At 65.3% G+C, this 20,150-nt stretch carries 16 protein-coding genes; 10 read left to right on the top strand and 6 right to left on the bottom strand.

The genetic code is table 11. The features are described from left to right. Positions 1–27 precede the first annotated feature (27 nt). Positions 28–651 carry a glutathione S-transferase family protein gene (locus ACVCMI_RS15400; RefSeq protein WP_447098228.1) on the top strand — a complete coding sequence of 208 codons (624 nt, stop codon included), beginning with the start codon at positions 28–30 and terminating at the stop codon, positions 649–651. A gap of 70 nt (positions 652–721) precedes the next feature. Then, positions 722–1,138: a VOC family protein gene (locus ACVCMI_RS15395; protein ID WP_447098229.1), complete on the top strand. Its 417-nt coding sequence runs from the start codon at positions 722–724 to the stop codon at positions 1,136–1,138. 24 nt (positions 1,139–1,162) lie between these two features. Here ACVCMI_RS15395 and ACVCMI_RS15390 read toward each other — a convergent pair whose 3' ends face one another. Beyond that, on the bottom strand, positions 1,163–1,549 hold the full coding sequence (locus ACVCMI_RS15390) for a VOC family protein (RefSeq protein ID WP_447099532.1): 387 nt from the start codon (positions 1,547–1,549) through the stop codon (positions 1,163–1,165). Between the two features lie 131 nt (positions 1,550–1,680). Further along, a complete protein-coding gene (locus ACVCMI_RS15385; RefSeq protein ID WP_447098230.1) occupies positions 1,681–2,238 on the bottom strand; it encodes a dihydrofolate reductase family protein in 558 nt (185 codons plus the stop codon). 192 nt (positions 2,239–2,430) lie between these two features. On the opposite strand from ACVCMI_RS15385, the gene ACVCMI_RS15380 reads away from it, so the two are divergent. The 3 genes from ACVCMI_RS15380 to ACVCMI_RS15370 are packed head-to-tail and all read left to right on the top strand — an operon-like array spanning position 2,431 to position 4,906. Then, positions 2,431–3,168: a hypothetical protein gene (locus ACVCMI_RS15380; RefSeq protein WP_447098231.1), complete on the top strand. Its 738-nt coding sequence runs from the start codon at positions 2,431–2,433 to the stop codon at positions 3,166–3,168. Positions 3,169–3,224: 56 nt separating this feature from the next. After that, on the top strand, positions 3,225–4,049 hold the full coding sequence (locus ACVCMI_RS15375; protein ID WP_447098232.1) for a hypothetical protein: 825 nt from the start codon (positions 3,225–3,227) through the stop codon (positions 4,047–4,049). A 47-nt stretch (positions 4,050–4,096) separates the two neighbouring features. Continuing rightward, positions 4,097–4,906, top strand: coding sequence for a Stf0 family sulfotransferase (locus ACVCMI_RS15370; protein ID WP_447099568.1), 810 nt, complete (start codon positions 4,097–4,099; stop codon positions 4,904–4,906). Positions 4,907–5,214: 308 nt separating this feature from the next. Here the strand turns inward: ACVCMI_RS15370 and ACVCMI_RS15365 are convergent, their stop codons facing one another. Continuing rightward, positions 5,215–5,814, bottom strand: coding sequence for a hypothetical protein (locus ACVCMI_RS15365; RefSeq protein WP_447098234.1), 600 nt, complete (start codon positions 5,812–5,814; stop codon positions 5,215–5,217). 184 nt (positions 5,815–5,998) lie between these two features. Further along, complete coding sequence (locus ACVCMI_RS15360) at positions 5,999–7,006, bottom strand: LysR substrate-binding domain-containing protein (RefSeq protein WP_447098235.1); 1,008 nt, start codon at positions 7,004–7,006, stop codon at positions 5,999–6,001. A gap of 159 nt (positions 7,007–7,165) precedes the next feature. Between ACVCMI_RS15360 and ACVCMI_RS15355 the strand changes: the two genes are divergently transcribed. From ACVCMI_RS15355 to prmC, 4 genes are all read left to right on the top strand, one after another. Beyond that, a complete protein-coding gene (locus ACVCMI_RS15355; RefSeq protein WP_447098236.1) occupies positions 7,166–9,868 on the top strand; it encodes a M1 family metallopeptidase in 2,703 nt (900 codons plus the stop codon). Positions 9,869–10,819: 951 nt separating this feature from the next. Continuing rightward, positions 10,820–11,713, top strand: coding sequence for a hypothetical protein (locus ACVCMI_RS15350; RefSeq protein WP_447098237.1), 894 nt, complete (start codon positions 10,820–10,822; stop codon positions 11,711–11,713). Positions 11,714–12,407: 694 nt separating this feature from the next. Beyond that, entirely contained in the window at positions 12,408–16,505 is a 4,098-nt protein-coding gene (locus ACVCMI_RS15345; protein ID WP_447098238.1) for a hypothetical protein, read from the top strand. Beyond that, positions 16,498–17,328 (top strand): peptide chain release factor N(5)-glutamine methyltransferase, encoded by an 831-nt coding sequence (gene prmC / locus ACVCMI_RS15340; protein ID WP_447098239.1) that lies wholly within the window; start codon positions 16,498–16,500, stop codon positions 17,326–17,328. Before ACVCMI_RS15345 ends, prmC begins: the two co-directional genes overlap by 8 nt. 96 nt (positions 17,329–17,424) lie before the next feature. On the opposite strand, the gene ACVCMI_RS15335 is transcribed toward prmC, so the two are convergent. Further along, positions 17,425–17,925, bottom strand: coding sequence for a hypothetical protein (locus tag ACVCMI_RS15335; protein WP_447098240.1), 501 nt, complete (start codon positions 17,923–17,925; stop codon positions 17,425–17,427). A 28-nt stretch (positions 17,926–17,953) separates the two neighbouring features. Between ACVCMI_RS15335 and ACVCMI_RS15330 the strand changes: the two genes are divergently transcribed. Next, positions 17,954–18,094, top strand: a complete 141-nt coding sequence (locus ACVCMI_RS15330) for a hypothetical protein (protein ID WP_447098241.1) — start codon at positions 17,954–17,956, stop codon at positions 18,092–18,094. A gap of 132 nt (positions 18,095–18,226) precedes the next feature. On the opposite strand, the gene dxs is transcribed toward ACVCMI_RS15330, so the two are convergent. Further along, a complete protein-coding gene (dxs, locus tag ACVCMI_RS15325; RefSeq protein WP_447098242.1) occupies positions 18,227–20,116 on the bottom strand; it encodes a 1-deoxy-D-xylulose-5-phosphate synthase in 1,890 nt (629 codons plus the stop codon). Positions 20,117–20,150 lie beyond the last annotated feature (34 nt).

Below are 20,150 nucleotides of genomic sequence, written 5' to 3'. Positions count from 1 at the left end.
TCCCCACCTTCGCGAGGAATCCCCACCATGAAGCTCTACTGGTCCGACGTGTTGAAGCCGCGCTCCGCGTGCGCGGTCGCGAAATACCTGGAATCCCCGGTTGAATACGTCTATCTCGACCTCGGCCGCGGCGAGCACCGCCGCCCCGACTACCTGGCGCTCAATCCCAACGGCAAGGTGCCTACCCTGGTCGACGGCGCGCTGGCGCTGTGGGAGGCGGACGCGATCATGTGCCACCTCGCCGCGCGCTGCGACTCGGAGTTGTGGCCGCAGGACGCACGCCAGATCGAGGTGGTCCGCTGGTTCAGCTGGAACCATCAGCACTTCACCCGGCCCGGCGGCGCGCTTTACTTCGAGCACATCATCAGGCCGCGTTTCAACCTGGGCGAGGCAGACGCCGCCGAAGTGGAGCGGGCTTCTCACGAATGGCGCCGCGCTGCGGCGGTGCTGGACGGCCATCTGCAACATCGCAACTACGTCGTCGGCGACTCGCTCACGCTGGCCGATTTCGCGCTCGCCGTGGCGCTTCCGCACGCGACCCGCGCGCACATCCCGCTGGCCGAGTTCCCTGCCGTCCAGCGCTGGCACGAGCGCATGAACGAGCTCGAAACCTGGCGCGAACCCTTCCCCGAAATCGCCGTGGCCGCCTGATTCGCGCTGACTGTCGATTCGCGCCCGCGCCGTTCGTCATCCCTGCAGAGCACCCCGCCGGAGACCACCGATGCAACTCGTGAGCTACCTGTTTTTCAAGGACAACGCCGCCGAAGCCTTCGACTTCTACGCCCGCTGCCTGGGCGGCCAGATCGCGATGAAGGTGACCATGGGCGACATGTCCGGCGATGCGGCGCCGCCCGCCACCCGCCACCTCATTGCCCACGTGCGCCTGCAGGTGGGCGACGCCGTGCTGATGGGCTCGGACTGGTGCAATCCCGACAGCGGCCCGTATCCGGGCATCCACGGCAACGCCGTGTCGCTCAGCGTCGACCAGCCGCAGGAAGCCGAGCGCCTGTTCGCCGCCCTGTCCGAAGGTGCGCAGGTGACCATGCCGATGGCCGAGACCGACTGGGCGCTGCGCTTCGGCATGCTCACCGATCGCTACGGCGCGATGTGGATGGTCAACTGCAACCGGCCCGGGTAAGCGCGGGGCAGGGTCGGGCGCCCTTCAGGCTTCGCCGTAGCTCGAGACCTCGATGAGGTTGGCATCGGGGTCCCTGAAGTAGACAGAGGTGATGGGCCCGGTGGCCCCCGTGCGCTGCACCGGCCCCTCCAGTACGGCCACGCCGCACGCCTCCAGGTGGGCCAGCACGGCCTGCGGTCGGGCCAGGGTGACCAGGCAAAGGTCGGCCGAGCCGGGCGTCGGCGCGGCGGCCTTGGGCTCGAACTCGCGGCCCTGCTGATGCAGGTTGATCTTGCTTTGCCCGAACGCCAGCGCCTTGCGGCCCGCGCCGAACGTCACGACCTCCATGCCGAGCACGCGCGAGTAGAAATCGCAGGTCGCGGGGATGTCCTTGACGGTGAGGACGAGATGGTCGAGGCGTTCGATGCGGATGGGGTTCATGGGAGAGGCTTCGCGCTCGGGCTGCAGGACCGTGGCAGTCGTGCGGCGAACCGTTCGCGCACTGCTTCGGACTTCACTCCAACCGGAAGGACTCTATCAGTTCGCCATCGGAGCACTACCGGTCAGCGTGCGCGCCGGTAGTGCACGGCGACTGCGCCGTTGCGCAGCGGCGTGGCCGAGACCAGCTCCAGTCGTCGCGTGCCGGGCAGCCCGTCCTGGTACAGGGTCGGCCCATGACCGGCGATGCGGGGATGGACCAGGAACCTGTACTCGTCGATCAGATCCAGCCGGTCCAGCGCGGCCGCGAGTTTGCCGCTGCCGAGGAGCACGCCGGCCGGCGTCGCGTCCTTCAGCTTCTGCACGCCCGCGCGCAGGTCGCCGCCGACATGGTGGCTGTGGCGCCAGGGGAATTCCGTGCGCGTGGAGGACACCACGTACTTCGGCTTGGCCTCCAGCCTGACTGCCCACTCGCGCATCGCCGGCGCTGCTTCCATCTCGCCGCGGGCAACCGCCGGCCAGTAGCTTTCCATCAGCTCGTAGGTGACGCGGCCCCACAGCATCGCCCCGCTCTCGTCCATGAGGCGGGTGAAGAACGCGTGCGTCTCGTCGTCGGCGATGCCTTCGCGGTGGTCGACGCAGCCATCCAGGGTGAGGTTGAGGCTGAAGGTCAAGAGGCCCATGGGGCGTCCGTTTGTGAGACCGGAACAGGGTCGGCTCCGAGGCTTGCCGAACTTAACTGGCAACGTCCTCTTTGTCCGCAGAAGTCACCATCCTCTTAGAAAAAGTACACACTGACCCCTGTTCTGACGCCAAATCCCGAAGCACGCGGCAGCTCTTCATTAGGCGGCAACGCGTCAAATTCGTGGAATCTGGTGAAATGGCAAAGCGATTCCGAGCGCATCTATGAGTGCAGTATTGGTGAGATGAACACATGCGCCCCGAACAAACCCATGCGGAGTTTGTCCCCGGAGGAAATTCAGATCATTATCGGGTCCGACGACTCGATGGAGCAGACACAAACCCATGGGTCCTGCACCGCCAACGGCTGCAACGTCACAGCAACCGTGCCGCCGCCGACCTATGTTTCTGGTCTGCCTATAACGAGTGCGCCGCCCCCTCCCGATATGGGAGGGGGTGGGGGTGGCGGTTATGATTACAATGTCCCCAATACAGTAAGTCAGCAACATTTGGAGCAATGCGCATTGGCCTATGGGGCGCTTAGCCCGTCCTTGCCAACCAAATTCACAGACGTGTATGGATGGACCGCTAAGGACGCTGACGGAGTTTGGGTGAGTCATACGACGACGTCAACCATCGAAGATCCGCCACTTCCTCTCGGAGCTAAATATTGGCAAATGGATGACGCGACCACATTTCTAACTGCGGACCAGAATCAACAGAATCATATTGCGCGAACGGAGATATATAAACATGCATATCAATCTGACGCGCATCTGGTAAAGATTATAGCACACGAATGGTATCATCAAAATCATTACAATCCAAACGCAACTCCGGCGCAACAAAAAGCCGAGGAAGATGCTGCGGACCAAGCTGGCCAAGACGCCGAGAATGGTTATGTCGCAGACGGTGGGGCTAAGTGTAACTAGGCGGGCTGTGGCACTCAGGTAGTTACGTACAACTTTCAAGGTATATTGGAGAGATCATGACAATACTCGCCCCCAAACGCATGACCTTGCTCGCCACCTGCCTCTGTTTCATCACATCGGGGGCAGCCTTGGTGGCCGCGCAAGGCACTCCCCCCGCGAGCGTGGATCCGACGTCCAGTGGCAAGATTGCTAGCGGAAGAATCAGTGTCATCGCAGAAGGGCATCGTCGGGAATTCCTTGACGCGAGGGAATGCTTTACGCATTACCTAGATGCATCGGTCTTGTCCAGTGGGATGAATAGCTGCTCTCGGCATAAAGGTGTTAATTCCGAACAGTGCGCGAGATGGAGCAAGGCTCTGGAAGAATCTTCGAAAGCCAACGCTTCATCGAGGGGGTGCAGCGGGGACCCCAGTGTTCTTGAAAGAGAGTTTCGCAAAGCTGTTATAATTGCTGCAAAGGACGGGGACGAAGATGCGCGCATTTGCTATGTCGATGGCGCTTTTTTTACACCGAAAGATGTTGATATCGACGAGTATAGGGTTAACGCACATAGATATTTAAAGGAAGCTATCGAACGAGGCGATTGGCGGGCCGTCGCCCTTCTGGCCAAGGACAGCCCTGACCACGACGGTATGGGTGTTATGTCCTCTATGGACATCATTGGCAAGCCATTTACCCTTTATCGCGCAAACAGATTGCTTCAACTCGGCGCAGCAGATGGTCTGAAGAAAATTTATGCGGATAATGCTCGCGTTGCAGCACAGCGTCTGACTAACGCCCAGATTGTCAATGCAAACGTTTGGGCGGCCCAGGTTTATTCGAAGTATTTTGACAAGTCGTCGAAGCTTACATCTAATCCGAGCGGCTGCATGAGAAATTGATTAGCTCTATTTTGTTCGATGATCGTTGAGTGATCAGTGGATAAGATATGGAAAAGCAAGGAAGGCATTTGGCACGTAGGTTATATGATGCCGAGTTCGATTTTAACTGCTTCGGCAGAGAGCCGTTGGGTACGTACATGTTAGCGACCCTACCTCGTTCAGGAAGTACCTATTGTGCGATAAAGCTATGGCAGACCGGTCTGCTCGGATCGCCGATGGAATATTTGAACTTTGGAGTGATAGCCGATCTGTACCAGAGGCTGGGTTATCCGATCAGCGGTGATGGAGGAGTTTTGTCCGGGCATGTTCAATCCTACTGGCGGAGTGTGAAGATTATAAGAACTTCTTTGAATGGTGTATTCGGCTGGAAGATGTTTACCTCAAATTTCCTCGAGATATCAAAAAAGTACCCTGAGCTGCTTAAGGAAATTACGCCAAACTATGTTTTATATTTGACGAGAAGGGATGAGTTGGGTCAGGCTTTTTCTTATTCGAGGGCAATGAGGTCAAAAACATGGTTCGGAGGAATAGCAAATGTGTCTGAGGTTGCTTATGATTTTTTTCATATCAAAAAGTGTCTGCGATTGATCAGGGAACAGAAGAGATGTTGGGAAGATATCTTCGATACCGTCGAGATAGAGCCTATTCGTATTTTTTACGAGGATCTCTTGAGTGACGCCGAGTCCTTCACTGGGTGCATTCTTGGGCGTATGGGGATTAAGGTTGACCGTACCTCTCGCATTGATATCCCCGTGACGCTCAGGCAGACGGATGGTATTAGCCGTATCTGGCGAAATCGCTTCGCTGAGGATGAATCTCACGAGGCTATTTCTGCTGAAAAGAAAACGCCTGATTAGCGTCGGACCCCAGTCCCAAATCTCGCTCCCTGCGATAACGTGAGGGGAAGCTGCGCCCCTGACTGAAACCTCGAAGAAGAAGTCCCCGACGTACTCGTGGGCCGTTCGGATGGTGTTCTAGCGCACGGCTTGCCGTCTGGTAGCCGTGCGCTCTCGACCATACGGCAGTACGAGGCGTGGTCACCGACCGAGGCGAAGCGTGCGACATCCCCGCTCTCGAGCAGGATCGCCGTGCCCAGAACCGGGCCAGTGCCTTGCACGGCCAGTGGGGCGTGCGAGGCCAGGTTGAGCGGCGGCACGCCACACTCCTATGGCGCCGGCACCACGTCCACCCGCTCCACATAAATCAACTCGCACGCCCCCGCACCCGTGTCCTCGCGGTTCATGGACGTCTTCCAGTGCCACCCACCAGGTCGGCTGGCGTCGACCAGGAAGCCTTCGAGGTGGACGACCTCGCCGGTGCGCACCTGCTCGAGCTGGTTTTTCACGTCGGCGTCGGTGGGGATCATGTGCATGTTGGCGCTGGAGGTTTCGATCTCGCGCCGGGGGATCGGGAACTCCTGCACGTGCCAGTAGTAGAAGCGGCCGGACTGGCGGATGTCGATGTGCTGCAGCACGTCGCTGTCGGACATGCGGCCCCAGCCCATGGCCAGGTCCAGCGGAACCAGCTCGCCGTCGGCGCCGCCGTAGTCCTTGCGCGAGAGCACGCGGGCGGTGATGTCGAAATGCGCGCGGGTGGTGAGGGTGGTGTCGCCCTTCTGCAGTTGCGCGCCGTGGTCGAGGTCGACCTGTTCCGGCGCGGCGGGGGCCAGCACGCCGGGGCCGGGGTGCACGGGCGCGCGCCCGTGGTGCTTGAGCACGCCCAGCAGCACCAGCGACGCGACGGCGGCGATCAATATTTTGCGCATGGAGGCCCCGACCCTCGATCTGGGCGGAGTTTACGCGAAGGGGATTTCGAATAACTCCATTGTTCCGTCATTCCTGCGAAGGCAGGATCCAGCGCCTCTGCTTTTTTCCCGATGAGTCGAAGGCGCTGGGCCCCAGCGTTCGCTGGGGCGACGGGTTTTGGGAAGTTCCCGAGGCGGGGCGAGTTCAGCCGGGATCGGCGGCGGGCGCGGGCGCGGCGGTCGCCGTGCGGCGGCTTCGGCGGGTGGCGGGTGCCGGTTCCGTCGCCGCCACCGGCGAGGCGGCCGAATGTGCATCCAGCAGTTCGGCGGGCAGTTGCCGGAACACCTCGGCCAGGCGCTGCAGGAAGGCGTGCATCGCCGAACTCTTGCGCCACACCATCGCGATGCGGCGGCTGGGTGCGTGGCCCTTGAACTCGATCAGGTGCAGGCCGTCGACCGGCGCCACCGGCGGCTTTACCGCCGTCACCGGCAGCAGGGTGATGCCGACGTTGGCCGCCACCATCTGGCGCAGGGTCTCCAGGCTGGTGGCGCGAAAGCCCGAGTGCTCGCCGGCGCCGGCCATGTGGCAAACCTCCAGCGCCTGGTCACGCAGGCAGTGGCCGTCTTCCAGCAGCAGCAGGTTCTGGTGGGACAGGTCGCGCAGCTTGAGCAGCCCCGGCTGGTGCGCCAGCGGGTGTTCGTCGGATACGGCGAGCAGGAACGGCTCCTCGAACAGGAACTCGCTGTGCAGGCTGTCCTCGTGCAGCGGCAGGGCAAGGATGCCGGCGTCGAGCCGGCCCTCGCGCAGCAGGCGCAGGATCGCCTCGGTCTTTTCCTCGACCAGCAGCAGCTCCAGCTTGGGAAAGGCCGCGCGCACCAGCGGCAGCGCATGCGGCAGCAGGTACGGCCCCAGCGTGGGGAAGATGCCCAGCCGCACCGTGCCGGACTCCGGGTCCAGCGTGCGCCGCGCCACCGCGCGGATCTGTTCCACGCCGCCCAGCACGTCGCGCGCGCGGATCGCGATGTCGCGGCCGACCTCGGTCAGCAGCACCTTGCGCGGCGCGCGCTCGACCAGCGACACGCCCAGTTCTTCTTCCAGTTTCTTGATCTGGGTGGAGAGGGTGGGCTGGCTGACGAAACACGCGGCCGCCGCGCGACCGAAATGGCGGTGCTCCGCCAGAGCCACGAGGTATTGCAGGTCGCGCAGGTTCATCGCCGCTCCCGGTCCGTCGAAACATAGATCATACCTATGATGCGCCACGCAAATAATCAGCGTTGACGATGCCGCAGGCCGCCAGCCATGCCTTCTGGCACTGGGTCGAAAGTCATGCCGCCCCCTAGCGTGGGGCTTTGTCCGTCCCGGAGTGAAGCCATGCGCCGCCTTGTCCAGACCGCCTTGTTCACCGCGCTCGCTGCCTGTGGCGCCTCGACCCTGGCCGCTTCCGCCGAGCAGGCGCCCAGCGGCCGGTTGCCCGGCTGGGCCATGCCGCAGTCGTACCAGTTGGCGTTCAAGGTGGACCCTGCGCAGGCAGATTTCTCCGGCACCACGACGATCGAGGTGAAGCTCGAAAAGGCCTCCGACCACCTGTGGCTGGACGGCGCCGACCTGAAGGTGTCGAGGGTGGAGATCACCGATGCTGCCGGCGCGGTGCACGTGGGCAAGTACGTGGCGGCGGATGCGAAGGCCGGTGTGGCGCGGGTGGATTTCGGCAGCGTGTTGCAGCCGCAGCAGCTCAGCGTGAAGTTCGAGTACACCGCGCCGCTCAATGCGCAGCTGCAGGGGTTGTACAAGGTCAGCGCCAAGGGCAAGCCGTATGCGATGACCCAGATGGAACCGATCAGCGCGCGCTTCGCCTTTCCCGGCTTCGACGAGCCCGGCTTCAAGACTCCGTTCGACATCTCCATCACCGCGCCCGCCGACGAGACCGTGGTGGCCAACACCAAGCCGGTGAGCGAGCAGAGCGCCGGCAAGGGCTGGAAGACCGTCACCTTCACCCGCACCGTGCCGCTGCCGACCTACCTGGTGGCCTTCGCGGTCGGCCCGTGGGACGTCGTCGCCGGCCCGGACATTTCGCCGACCGCTTACCGCGCCAAGCCGCTGCAGCTGCGTGGCGTCGCCGCCGAAGGCGAGGGCCATCGCATGCAGCATGTCCTCTCCGAATCGCCCAGCATCATCCACGCGCTGGAGAACTACTACGGCTTCGGCTATCCGTTCGACAAGCTCGACCTGCTGGCCGCGCCGGATTTCTCCGCCGGCGCGATGGAGAACCCCGGCCTGGTCACCTTCCGCGACTGGCTGCTGCTGCTCGACAACGATTCCCCCGCGCGCAACGTGCGCGGCTCGTTCAACGTCACCGCGCACGAGCTGGCGCACATGTGGACCGGAGACACGGTCACCACCGAGTGGTGGAACGACATCTGGCTCAACGAGGCGTTCGCCACCTGGATGCAGCAGAAGGTGACGATGCAGGTGCATCCGGAATACCGCGCCGATCTCGACCGCGTGCGCGGCGGCCAGCGCGCGATGGGCAGCGACAGCATGGTCAGCGCGCGCAGCGTGCGCCAGCCGATCACCGGCAACGGCGACATCACTACCGCGTTCGACGGCATTACCTACCAGAAGGGTGCCAGCGTGCTGGGCATGTTCGAGAACTACGTGGGCGAGGAGATCTTTCGCAAGGGGATGCGCGCGTACATCCAGGATCACAAGTTCGGCAACGCCACCGCCGATGATCTGGTCGACGCCATCGCCGACGCGGCGGGCAAGGGCGCGCCGTTCAAGCACGCATTCGAGAGCTTCCTCAACCAGTCCGGCGTGCCCTACGTGCGCACCAAGCTGGAATACAAGGGCGGCCAGACCGTGCTGCGGCTGAGCCAGGATCGCTACCTGCCGCTGGGCAGCAAGGGCGACCCACAGCGCCTGTGGGGCGTGCCGGTGTGCGTGCGTTACGGCACCCGCGCCAACGGCAAGGATGAAGCGCAGTCCAGCAAGGTGGAGTGCAAGATGCTCGACCAGGCCAGCGGCTCGATGGCGCTGCCCGGTGCCGGCAAGCCGACCTGGGTCATGCCCAACGCGAACGCCAACGGCTATTACCGTTTCAGCCTCGACAAGCCGCAACTGGCCCGGCTGACCGCCGTGGTCGGCCAGCTCAGCGACGCCGAGCAGCTCGCGTATGCCGATGCGGTCAGCGCCAGTTTCCGTCGCGGCGATCTCGATGCCGGCGACGTGCTGGCCGCGTTCAAGCCGCTGACCGCCTCGCCGATCTCCGACGTCGCCACCGCCCCGCTGGGCCAGCTGGCGTGGATCGCGCACCACGCGGCGCGCACCGACGCGCAGCGTGCACGCGTGGACGGCTGGGTTCGCGCGGCATACCTGCCGCGGCTGCAGAAGCTCGGCTACCAGCGCGTGGCCGGCGAGATGGATACAGCGGCCTTGCTGCGCAGCACGCTCGCCGACGCGCTGGCGTTCGACTTCCGCGTGCCGGAAGTGCGCGCGGCCTTGCTCAAGCAGGGCGAGGCGGCGCTCAAGCCCGGCGCCAACGGTCGCCTGGACCTGGCCGCCGCCAACCCCGACCTGCTCGGTGATGCGCTGGGCATGGCAGTGCAGACGCACGGAAAATCCGCGGTGGACACGCTGATCGCCGAACTGCCCCACACCAGCGACCCGGCGCTGCGCAACGGCATCCTCGACGGGCTGTCGCGCGCCGACGATCCGGCGCTGGCCGAACAGGTGCGCAACTTCGCCCTGACCGACACGGTGAAGGTAGGCGAGATGGGCATGCTGCTGATGGGCGAGCGCGACACCATCGCCCAGCGCGATGCGATGTGGCAGTGGTTCACCGCGCATTACCCGCGGATCCTCGAGCGCACCGGCAGCTTCGCCGGCGGCCGCCTGCCGTCGCTGGCCGCAGCCGGTGGCTGCAGCACCGCCGAGTCCGCGCGCCTGCACGCCTTCTTCGATTCGCGCGTGGACGACGCGGCCGGCATCGCCCGCGGCCTGGCGCAGACCGGCGAGTCGATCGAACTGTGCGCGGCGCTGAAGCAGGCGCAGGACCCTGCAGCGATCCTGCAGTAACCGCGCTGACGCTCGCTCAGCATGTGTCATGTGGCGCGCCGGTTGTCTGGCCGGCGCGCCATTCTTTTGATTGAGAGATATGACGTGGCTGCCGGGCTTTCGACAGGCCTCCCACCTCGTCCCCACACTCCGTCATGCCTGCGAAGACAGGCATCGCCCGTCTCACAAGAACGGTCGATCCCTCGCACTTGCAGGAGCGCGCTTGCGCGCGATGCCTTTGGCCGAATTCAAAGCGAAGAGCGGTCGATCGCCTTCGGCGACCGAGTTACTTTCTCTTTGCGTGCTCAAAGAGAAAGTAACCAAAGAGAAAGAGCACCCCGCTTGGCGCTTGCCGGGCTCCTGCCCGGCAAGTCCGTGAGCCGGGCCGGGCTTTTCGACAGCACATCCATGTGCTGGCGAAAAGGCATCGGCCTCCTTGCCGATGCCCGCTGCGCGGCCTGTCGACCCCGACTCACCGCCGCACAGGGGCCCTGGGTAAAGCAGCGGGCCATCGTGGCCCGCACTCTTCAGAGAAGCAGCGCAAACGCCGAAGCAGCGTGCTGGCCATTTCCTTCTTTGTTTAACTTCCTCCATCCCGGCTTCAGTGCAAGGGGGGCGCCGAGGTCGTGCTGCACGACGGGGCGCGGCTGGATCTCAGTCGGCGGTTTCGGGCGGGGGTGCGGGCGGTGTTGGGGTTGCGCTGAGCCGCGTGCGGATTTTCGGAGGCACGCGCATCACTCGATGCGGCCTCGCCAGACGGCAGGAGCGCGTGAGTTGCCTGGGTCGCACCAGTTCCTGCGCACGCGGGATAGCTCGGCGCGTAGGACGGGCAATGCTCGCCGCGGTTGCGTGAAGGGTCGGCGGACAGTGTCCGCCCTACGAACCTCAGGCGTCGCGCTGCAAGGGATAGACTACAAGGCGCACCATCACCGGCGAAGTAGCGATAGATGGCGGAGCGACAGGGAGAGGTTCATGCTGTTTTCGTCTTTGCACGACCTTCGCGGCGGCTTGCCGAAACGTCTGACGTTGCCAGCGATCGCGTTTGGCCTGGTGCTTCTCTATTTTGTTTCGCTACATCCCGCCACTGGCTTCCTGGGAGGCGCCTTCTTCCTTCTCCTAGGCTGGTGGTTCATCCCGTCCGCCATTAACCTTCTGTTGGCGGCTTGGCTCGCGTCGCTCTTCAAAGTTCACAAGACATTGCGTGCCGCCATTTTTGTTGCGGCATCGTTTTTTTTGGGAATGAATACGCTGCTGCCTACTTTGCTCAGATCGCGCTCAGAGGCAAGCAGTTCCGCCAACATACTTCGCGTCATCCGAATAAAGTCCGGTGAGACAGTCGATGCTGGCTTGATGACTGCCAGACTGGCCGATGAGGCTTCCTACCCCTCAGCGCCAAGTGCGTTGGGCGTGAGGGTAGGCGAGAACGAAGGATGCATGTGCATGTGGTGGGCACCCTCGCGGGGGCCGTCCTCCGAGTGGCAGGTCTGGGGTGTCATCAACGCATATCTCCATCGACCCAACGGCATAGAAGGCCCGCTCTACATCGGAATGGGAAACATGGCCTTGGGAAAGGCACACTTCGACGTCAGATTCATGCGCGGCGCAACTCCAAAAACCGTCAACCTCTTGCTTACGATCTACGACGGATGGGATGTGACTGCCGTTTACAGGCAATCGGCGATTCCCGTAGAAAGCACCTCGCCACCGAAAGCACACGGAGCCGGACTGGGCGATCACTTCTATCGGAATACCTTGAGCATGTTGGTGCGGCAAAATTTTTGGGTATTTCTCCTCGATAATCAGATGTCCGGGTTTTCGGCTGAACCGTTGAAGTCGTTCCTCCGTCGCGCAGTGATTGTGGAGTAACGGTGTTGCCCCTAACTGTAATGACCCAGCTGAAATGTCCATTCACCGCCGAGATCCCTTAGCTCTCGCAACCACGCAGCGGTTGCGCACCGAGTGCGGGCCAGGATGGCCCGCTGCTCTACCCGGGGCCCCTGTGCGGCGGTGAGGCGGGGTCGACAGGCCGCGTAGCGGGAGCCGACAGGGATGTCGGCTCCTTTTCGCACGGGCAGGATGCCCGTTCGAAAAGCCCGGCCCCGGCTCACGGACTTGTTGGGCAGGATGCCCAACAAGCGCCAAGCGGGGTGGCCTTTCTCTTTGGTTACTTTCTCTTTGGCCACGCAAAGAGAAAGTGACTCGGTCGCCGCAGGCGATCGACCGCTCTTGGCTTTGAATGCGGCAAGAGCATCGCGCACAGGGTGCGCTCCTGCAATCGCGCACGAAAGTAATTCGGCTGCCGCAGGCAGACGAAAGCTCTTGCTCCGCTTGCAAGCTACGTTGCAAATATGACGGCCGAAGTGCGATGCCTGCCTTCGCAGGCATGACGACGTGTGAGGGGGACGAGCCTCAACCCCATTCCGCCGCGTGCTGCGTTCAATCCAGAGTGCGATTGGCACACGCCCGCGCGTCATCACCACCAATGGCGCGGGCCGCTTCGTGCGCCCGACGCATTCCACTTACACTGTGCCCGCCGACCGGCCTAAAGGGGTAAAGCAGCATGCTTCGTCGATTGTGCATTTTGCTGGGTCTGGGTCTGCTGCTGACCGCGCCGCTGGCGGCGCAGGACATTCCGCCGCCGTTGCGTGACTGGCAGGGTTGGGTGCTGCACGACGTGCCCGGGCACGCTTGCCCGTTCCTGGCCGACCAGGCACCGGGTGAGGACAGTTACCGCTGCGCCTGGCCGGGGCGGCTGGCGCTCGATGCCGGCGAGGATGGCGGGCACTTCAGCCTGGAGGTGCATGTGGATGCGCCGAGCTGGGTGGCCCTGCCGGGGGACAGTCGCCACTGGCCGCAGCAGGTGAACCTGGGCAACCGGCCGGCGACGGTGCTGGAGCATCAGGGCCAACCGATGTTGTGGCTGGAGTCGGGCGATTATCACATCCAGGGCGAGCTGCCATGGACGTCGCGACCCGCCAACCTGGGCGTGCCGGAGTCGATCGGGCTGGTGACGCTTCGCGTCGACGGCGCCACGGTGACGCGAATCGAACGCGATGGCCGGCAGCTCACGCTGGGCGAAGCGGCCAGCGCGCAACGCGCGGCCGATGCGCTTTCGCTGCGCGTGTATCGCCGCCTGGCCGATGGCCTCCCGGCTACGCTGGAGACGCAGCTGCAATTCAACGTCAGCGGCAGCGCGCGCGAGCAGGTGCTGGGACCGGTGCTGCCCGCGGGTTTCGTCGCCACTGCGCTCAGCGGCGAGCTGCCCGCGCGACTGGAGAACGATGGCCATCTGCGCGTGCAATTGCGGCCGGGCCAGTGGACGCTGACCCTGCTGGCGCGCAGCGTCGCGCCACTGGCGAAGGTCGGCGTGACCCTGCCGCCCGCGCCGTGGCCGAAGCAGGAGGTCTGGAGTTACGCCGATGACAACGCGCTGCGCGGCACGCGCGTGGAAGGCAATGCGGTCGACGCGGCGCAGGCCGGGGTGCCGGGCGACTGGGCCAACCTGCCGGCCTACGCGCTGGATGACCGCAGCGGGCTGAGCGTGGAGCAGGGCAACCGCGGCAATGAAGGCAGCCGCAGCGACGCGCTGCACCTGCAACGCGAGATGTGGCTGGATTTCGACGGTGGGCATTTCAGCGTCGCCGATCGTCTCAGTGGCGAACTTCGCCATCACCAGCGGCTCGACGTCACCGCGCCGTGGCAGTTGCAGCGTGCCTCGGAAGACGGCGAACCGCTGCTGGTCACCAGGGATGCGAAAGGCCATGCGGGTGTCGAGCTGCGCGATCGCCGCATCGACGTGGCAGCCGGCCTGCGCGTGCCGGCCGGAGTCGGCGCGATGCCGGGTTCCGGTTGGCAGCTGCCGCTGGACGGCATCGAGGCTACCGTGCACCTGCCGCACGGCTATCGCCTGCTCGGTGTGATCGGTGCGGATCGCTCGAACGATTCCTGGGCCGCGCAATGGAGCCTGCTCGACCTGTTCGTGGTGGCATTGGTTGCGTTGCTGGCCGGGCGCTTGCTCGGTTGGCCGTGGGCCCTGCTGGCGGCGGGCTATCTGGCGCTGGCGCAGCACGAGGCGCTGGCACCGCTGTGGACGCTGGCGCTGGCATTGGCGCTCGCCTTGTTGCTGCGCGCGCTGCCGGAAGGTCGCTTGCGCGGGTTTGCGCGCGGCGGCGCGCTGGCCGTGTTTGCGCTGGCGGTGCTGTGGGCGCTGCCGTTCGCGGCCGCGCAATTGCAGTACGCGCTGCATCCGCAACTGGAGCACGGCAGCGCGCCGCGGATGGTGTCGGCGGCGTATGCACCGCAGGCCGTCGTCGCCGACAAGATGGCGGCCGGCGTGCCGGCACCGCCTCCGCCACCGCCACCGGGCGCGCGGGCCGTGAGCGAGATGAGCGCGAATGTCGTGCAGGCGGCCCCCGGCACCCTGGCCAGCGTGGTTGTCACCGGTTCGCGGATGACGGCCAGCCAACTGGTGGCCAGCGAGCAGGACAACCGCACCGTGATCCAGGCCGGCGTCGGCACGCCGCATTGGGACGAGGGCAACAACTACCGGCTCGGCTGGTCGGGGCCGGTGACGCCGCAGCAAACCACCCGGCTGGTGATCGCACCGGCATGGCTGGTGCGCCTGTTGCGCGTAGTGATGGTCGGCTTGCTGGCGGTGGTGCTGGGTCGATTGGCCATGAAGCTGTGGCGACCGCTGCGTAACCACTGGCTGCCTTCGCGTGCTGCAGGCATCGCCGGTGCCGCCTTGCTGGCGATCGCCTTCTTGCCCACCGGCGCACGCGCGCAGGCGCTGCCGGATGCGCAGTTGCTCGAGCAGTTGCGCAGCCGGCTCACCGAGGCGCCGAAGTGCGCGCCGCAGTGTGCCGAGGTGGCGCAGGCGCAACTTCAGGTCAACGGCGCGATGCTGGAGGTCGTGCTGGAAACCCACGCCGGAGCCAGCGTGGCGCTGCCGTTGCCGACATCCGACCAGGCAATGCCGCTGGTCGATGTCCGCCTCGACGGCCAGGCCGATCCGGCGCTGTTGCGCGACGATGATCAGCTGCTGCTGCGGCTGGATCGCGGCGTGCACCGCGTCAGCCTGCGCTACCGGCTGGACGCGGTGGACAGCGCCGCGCTGCACTTCGCGCTGGCGCCGCAACGCATCGCCTTCAGCGACCCGGGCTGGTCGCTCGATGGCGTCGATGGCGGCCGGGTGCTGGGCGACAGCGTCACCCTGCGCCGTGTGCAGACGGCGGCCGACGGCAAGCAACTGCCGACCGCGCAGAGCTTTCCGCCGTATGTGCGGTTGACCCGCAGCATCGGCCTGGGGCTGGACTGGATCGTGCTGAACCGGGTCGAGCGCATCGCGCCGCAGGAGGGTGGATTCAGCATCAGCCTGCCGCTGCTGCCGGGCGAGCATCCGCGCGGCGAGGGCGTGCTGGTCAAGGACGGCAGGATCAACGTCACCTTCAAGGCCGGCGAATCGATGGTGAGCTGGAGCAGCCAGCTCGATCGCTCCGCGAAGATCACCCTGGAAGCACCGCCGCTGGGCGAGCGCTCCGAGGTGTGGGAAGTGGGCGCGGCGCCGATGTGGCATGTGGATGCCGAAGGCGTGCCGACCAGCGCCAGCGATGACGGCCTGCGGTTCGATCCGCTGCCGGGCGAGAAGCTGCAACTGGCGATCACGCGGCCGGTGGCCATGGCCGGCGACAGCCTCGCCATCGACGGCGCGCAGCTGACCATCCGCACCGGCGAGCGCGCCAGCGAGTTGCAGCTGGACCTGCGCGTGCGCAGCACCCGTGGCGGCGAGCATGCCATCGACTTGCCGCCCGGCAGCGAGTTGATCGATGCCCGGCGCGACAACCAGCCGATCAACCTGGCGATACGCGATGGCAAGCTGAGCCTGCCGCTGCTGCCCGGCGCGCATGACTACGCCGTGCACCTGCGTGAGCCGCTGGGCGTGGCGATGCGCGTGCGCACGCCTGCGCTGGATCTGCATGCGCCGGCGGCCAACATCGGCCTGAACCTGCAACTGCCGCAGGATCGCTGGGTGTTGTGGGCCTGGGGGCCCACCGACGGCCCGGCGGTGCTGTACTGGTCACAGGTGCTGGTGCTGTTGATCGCCGCCTGGCTGCTGGCGCGCTACGCCCCGACGCCGTTGCGCCTGCGCCACTGGGTGCTGCTGGGGCTGGGCTTCTCGGCCTTCGCCTGGAGTGCGTTCGCGCTGGTGGTGGTGTGGCTGATCGCCCTGGGCCTGCGTGCGCGGCTGCGGGCGCCGGAGCAGCTCGAACGCCTGCGTTTCAACCTGCTGCAGCTGGGCCTGGCGACCTTGACCGTGCTGGCACTGTGCGTGCTGGTCGGCGCCGTGCCGCAGGGTCTGCTGGGCTTGCCGGACATGCATGTGGCCGGCAACCACTCGTCGGGGTCGAACCTGCACTGGTTTGCCGATCGCAGCGACGGAGCGTTGCCGCTGGCCGGCGTGTTCAGCCTGCCGTTGTGGATCTACAAGCTCGCCATGCTGGTCTGGGCGCTGTGGCTCGCCAATGCGCTGATCGGCTGGCTGCGCTGGGCCTTCGACGCGTGGACGCATGGCGGCTACTGGCGCAAGCGCGAGCCGAAGCCTGGCGTGGTGCCGCCGCAACTGCCGCCTTCGGCGGCGGGGCCGGGGCGCGATGCCTGACGTGCGCGAGGCGCTGGCCGCAGCGACGCAACGGCTGGGCGACCGCACCGAGGCCGAACTCCTGCTGCTGCACGTCCTGCAGCGGCCGCGAAGCTGGCTGTTCGCGCATGCCGGCGATCCGCTTGAAATGGACGTCCAGACGTCTTACCAGAAGTTGCTGTCCCGTCGCGAGGCCGGCGAGCCGGTGGCCTACCTCGTCGGCCATCGCGGCTTCTGGACGCTGGATCTGGAAGTTACGCCGGCGACGCTGATCCCGCGCCCGGAAACCGAGCTGCTGGTGGAACTGGCGCTGCAGCGCCTGCCACCCGGTTTCAGCGGCCGCGTCGCCGACCTCGGCACCGGCAGCGGCGCGATTGCGCTGGCGATCGCGCGCGAGCATCCCCGCGCGCAGGTGATCGCCACCGATGCCAGCGCGACGGCGCTGGCCGTTGCCCGACGCAATGCGCAGCGCCACGGCATCGACAACGTCAGCTTTGTGCAAGGCGACTGGCTGGCGCCGCTGGCGGGCCAGCGCTTCGAGCTGATCGTCTCGAACCCGCCCTACATCGAGGCCGGCGATCCACACCTGGCCCGCGGCGACCTGCGCTTCGAGCCGGCCAGCGCGCTGGCCTCGGGCCGCGACGGCCTGGACGACATCCGCCGCATCGTCGATGGCGCCCTCGGCCATCTCGCCCCGGGCGGCTGGCTGCTGTTCGAGCACGGCTGGAACCAGGGCGAGGCCGCGCGCGTGTTGGTGCGCGATGCCGGCTATGTCGAAGTATTCACGGCGCAGGATCTGGAGCAGCGCGATCGGGTGAGCGGCGGGCGTTGTGCTCGGCGATGACGGCCGGCGTGCATCCCCCGTCCACGATGCTCCGGTTCAACGCACAACCTGCTGCTGGCGGTGGCGATTGTTGCTGCGCCCCGCGAAGCAGAGATTTTACGTCGCAGGTTTCCATTCGATCTTTTTCAAATCCCATGTCATGGGGTCGTAACTTGCCTCGTAGATCGGCACGGCATCGTGTGACCTCCCTGCAAGTTTGCGTTGCACCTGAATGTTCAAGATGACGTCGTCACCGCGCACGGTGATGCCATAGAACCAGAATTCGTCGCCAGCCATGAAAAATTTCGAATCCCGGTAAGGATTGACGATGCGTCGGCGCAGTTCGTTCGCAGCATCCAGAACGATGACGTTGTCGGCACCGCAATGAGCTTGTGCCTGAAGGACGATGATGCCGTCTCCGTCGGGCAGGAGTTGCGCAGTCCGCGTGTCATGACCATCAATCTGCCGTGTAAACGTTCGACCATCGTTCTCCCATTGGTACGCCTTTGGTCGGTACTCCGGGTCATTGATTTGCTGAAGCAGCGGCACTGAAGGCAGGTACTCACCAACTTTGGTCCTGAGGCCGTTGTTCAGAACGTAAACAAAATTCTGGATCATGAGCCTGGGTCCTCAGTTCGCGGAGGTCATGCAGAACCTGCCCGGCGGCGATGCCCTCGGAACGTTCAATGGCGATGCGCAGGCACTCGGCACGGGTCGCGATCAGGCGCGCTTCATCGCGCAGCGTGGCCGCTTGCCGGCTGGCCCAGTCTTTCAGCTGGCGCCATGATCCGTCGATCCATCCCGTCAAGATGTTCCCTTCCGTGGTGTCGCTGCGCTGCTCCGAGCGTAACTGAAGCACGAAGCGGCCGAGCGTGATCCGGGTCCTGGAGCGCTGGCGAACCCGGATGGATGGCCGGAATCAGGCGCTGTTCTGGCTGAGCCGCTCGATCAACGGAAATCGTGCGTGGATGGCATGGCGGATGCCCGGCAGGTCGAGGCCGGCCATGCTCAGCACCTCCTCGCGGCTGCCGTGTTCCAGATAGACGTCTGGAAGGCCGAGATGAAGGATCGGCAGGGTGATGCCGTGCGCGGCCAGGCACTCGGCCACGGCGGAGCCGGCGCCGCCGGCGACGGCGTTGTCCTCGAGGGTGACGAAGCCGTCGTGGGTCCTGGCCAGTTCCAGGATCAGGGTGTCGTCAAGGGGCTTGATGAAGCGCATGTTGACCAGGGTGGCGTCGAGTTCGGCGGCGATGGTGGCGGCCGGTGCCAGCATCGCGCCGAAGCTGAGCAGGGCGAGGCCGTGGCCGCGCCGGCGCAGCTCGGCCTTGCCGATCGGCAGCGTTTCCAGCTCGTGGTGGGTCGCCACGCCGGGGCCGGTGCCGCGCGGGTAGCGGATGGCCGCCGGGCCGGGGTGGCTGAAGCCGGTGCTGAGCATCATGCGGCACTCGTTCTCGTCGGCCGGCGCCATGATCACGAAATTCGGCAGGCAGCGCAGGTAGGTGAGGTCGAAGCTGCCCGAATGGGTGGCGCCGTCCGGGCCGACCACGCCGGCGCGGTCGATGGCGAAGGTGACGTCGAGGTTCTGCAGCGCCACGTCGTGGATCGCCTGGTCGTAGGCACGCTGCAGGAAGGTGGAGTAGATCGCCACCACGGGTTTGGCGCCCTCGCACGCCATGCCCGCGGCCAGTGTCACCGCGTGCTGCTCGGCGATCGCCACGTCGAAATAGCGCGCGGGGTATTCCCTGGAGAAACGCACCAGGCCCGAACCCTCGCGCATCGCCGGGGTGATGCCGAGCAGGCGCGGGTCGGCGGCGGCCTGGTCGCACAACCAGTCGCCGAACACGTCGGTGTAGGTCGGCTTGGCCTTGCCGGTTTTCTTCTTGACGCCGGCCAGCGGGTCGAACGGGCCGACCGCGTGGTATTCGATCTGCGCCTGTTCGGCCGGGGCGTAGCCCTTGCCCTTGGTGGTGATCACGTGCAGCAGCTGCGGGCCGGGCAGGTTCTTCACCGTGCGCAACGCCTGCAGCAGTTGCGGGATGTTGTGGCCGTCGATCGGGCCGGTGTAGTGGAAGCCGAGTTCCTCGAACAGCGTCGAGGGCACGAACATGCCCTTGGCGTGCTCCTCCCAGCGCTTGAACCAGCGGCCCATGAACGACTGCTTGGGAATGGCCCGCTTGGCCCGCTCGCGCAAGTCGTTGAGGCGGCGGCTGGCCATCGCGCGCGCCATCATCTTGGTCAGCGCGCCCACGTTCTCGCTGATCGACATGCCGTTGTCGTTGAACACCACCAGCAGGTCGGGCTCGACGTCGCCGGCGTGGTTGAGCGCCTCGAACGCCAGCCCGGCGGTCATCGCGCCGTCGCCGATCACCGCCACCACCTTGCGCTGCTCGCCGCTGGCCTGCGCGGCGATCGCCATGCCCAGCGCGGCCGAGATCGAGGTGGACGAGTGGCCGACGCCGAAGGTGTCGTACTCGCTTTCCTCACGGCGCGGAAACGGCGCCAGGCCATCCTTCTTCTTGATCGTGGTGATGCGGTCACGGCGGCCGGTGAGAATCTTGTGCGGATAGCACTGGTGGCCGACGTCCCAGACCAGGCGGTCGTGCGGCGTGTCGAACTCGTGGTGCAGGGCCACGGTCAGCTCGACCACGCCCAGGCCCGCGCCGAAGTGGCCGCCGGAGCTGGCGACGGCCTCGATCAGATACTGGCGCAGTTCGTCGGCGACTTGCGGCAGTTCGCTGTCGGGCAGCCGGCGCAGGTCGGCGGGCGCGTCGATCGAAGCCAGGCGGGGATAATGGCTGAGGTCATTCATCCTCGTATTGTTGGCCCAGCGGCGGGGCGGAGCA

Source organism: Rhodanobacter sp. UC4448_H15, from assembly GCF_052978265.1.
The sequence above is the reverse complement of the archived record's forward strand: the minus strand, read 5'-3'. Positions and strand labels throughout refer to the sequence as shown.

Coding starts and splice junctions, on each gene's coding strand:
- ACVCMI_RS15375 (WP_447098232.1), top strand. CDS start 3,225: ATGACAATACTCGCCCCCAAACGCATGACCTTGCTCGCCACCTGCCTC.
- ACVCMI_RS15335 (WP_447098240.1), bottom strand. CDS start 17,925: ATGATCCAGAATTTTGTTTACGTTCTGAACAACGGCCTCAGGACCAAA.
- ACVCMI_RS15400 (WP_447098228.1), top strand. CDS start 28: ATGAAGCTCTACTGGTCCGACGTGTTGAAGCCGCGCTCCGCGTGCGCG.
- ACVCMI_RS15395 (WP_447098229.1), top strand. CDS start 722: ATGCAACTCGTGAGCTACCTGTTTTTCAAGGACAACGCCGCCGAAGCC.
- ACVCMI_RS15360 (WP_447098235.1), bottom strand. CDS start 7,006: ATGAACCTGCGCGACCTGCAATACCTCGTGGCTCTGGCGGAGCACCGC.
- prmC (WP_447098239.1), top strand. CDS start 16,498: ATGCCTGACGTGCGCGAGGCGCTGGCCGCAGCGACGCAACGGCTGGGC.
- ACVCMI_RS15355 (WP_447098236.1), top strand. CDS start 7,166: ATGCGCCGCCTTGTCCAGACCGCCTTGTTCACCGCGCTCGCTGCCTGT.
- ACVCMI_RS15370 (WP_447099568.1), top strand. CDS start 4,097: ATGGAAAAGCAAGGAAGGCATTTGGCACGTAGGTTATATGATGCCGAG.
- ACVCMI_RS15345 (WP_447098238.1), top strand. CDS start 12,408: ATGCTTCGTCGATTGTGCATTTTGCTGGGTCTGGGTCTGCTGCTGACC.
- ACVCMI_RS15350 (WP_447098237.1), top strand. CDS start 10,820: ATGCTGTTTTCGTCTTTGCACGACCTTCGCGGCGGCTTGCCGAAACGT.
- ACVCMI_RS15365 (WP_447098234.1), bottom strand. CDS start 5,814: ATGCGCAAAATATTGATCGCCGCCGTCGCGTCGCTGGTGCTGCTGGGC.
- ACVCMI_RS15385 (WP_447098230.1), bottom strand. CDS start 2,238: ATGGGCCTCTTGACCTTCAGCCTCAACCTCACCCTGGATGGCTGCGTC.
- ACVCMI_RS15330 (WP_447098241.1), top strand. CDS start 17,954: ATGCAGAACCTGCCCGGCGGCGATGCCCTCGGAACGTTCAATGGCGAT.
- dxs (WP_447098242.1), bottom strand. CDS start 20,116: ATGAATGACCTCAGCCATTATCCCCGCCTGGCTTCGATCGACGCGCCC.